This is a genomic window from Candidatus Hodgkinia cicadicola (assembly GCF_002774925.1).
This window is the reverse complement of sequence record NZ_NXGO01000062.1, coordinates 1-1019: the sequence shown is the minus strand read 5'-3', so window position 1 is coordinate 1019 and position 1019 is coordinate 1. Positions and strand designations below refer to the sequence as shown.

At 39.5% G+C, this 1019-nt stretch carries 1 protein-coding gene; it reads left to right on the top strand.

The window, feature by feature from the left end; translation table 4 throughout:
- Positions 1–483 precede the first annotated feature (483 nt).
- Positions 484–1019, top strand: a 536-nt coding sequence (locus tag MAGTDC_RS02645; protein ID WP_278046953.1) for a DnaJ domain-containing protein, incomplete at its 3' end; no start/stop codon positions are given.

Here is a 1019-nt window from a genome sequence, read left to right as displayed (position 1 = left end):
AAAACTGGGGATGAAGTGGGGCTTGTTATCACCACCACCACCTTAGTTTAGGAGGCCTCAAGTCAAAGGCTGCAATTCCTCTAGGACTGCACAGTCCTAATGATGAAGAAACTAGGCTACATACATCCTGTTGGTAATATCTTCAGAATACCAGCTCAAAGTATTTACAATTTCTATAGTTTCTACATTTACATTTTTTTCTACAAGTAGAATTCAGTATTGCTCAAAACAAGTGATGGAACAAAACTGTTACTTATATGCCTCCTAATTTGTTGTTTCCATGTGATGACCGAGTTTCTACTATAAATAAATACCAAAGCAATGTAGGTAGTAGGCCTTGAAGGTTGTATTTCCAAAAACCGTCAATGGAAAAATTTCCAATAATATTTGAGTAACATCGGTAACTATCAGTGCGGATTCCGTAAGGTTAGGTTAAGGACTTGATAATTTTTATAAATTCATAAATTAATTTAAATCTTAATAGTGTCTTATTTCAGTATTGTTCTCATAGTTTTATTTATTTTTGTTTTAGGTGTCGGCCCTAAAATGGGGAAAGACTACTACAAAATCCTTGGTATTAACAAGTCGGCAACGGATGATGAAATCAAGAAGGAATATAGGAAGTTGGCACTTAAATATCATCCAGACAAAAACAAAGCATCCGGTGCAGAAGAACGTTTCAAGGAAGTAGCAGAGGCGTATGAAGTGTTGAGTGATAAGAAGAAGAGAGACGTGTATGACCAGTTTGGCGAGGAAGGACTGAAGGGCAACATTGGTGGTGGTCATACAGGTGGGACACCCGACGGTTTCACATACACTTTCCATGGTGATCCAAGGGCAACTTTTGCACAGTTCTTTGGAACATCGAGTCCGTTTGGAGCATTTTTTGACCTTGGTGGAGGTGGTGGCAACAGGATGTTTGCCGGTACATTTGGTCACGACGACGATATGGATACAGATTTTGATCCATTTGGTTTATCGGGAATGGGTATGGGACCACGAGCACCGGGTGGTGCATT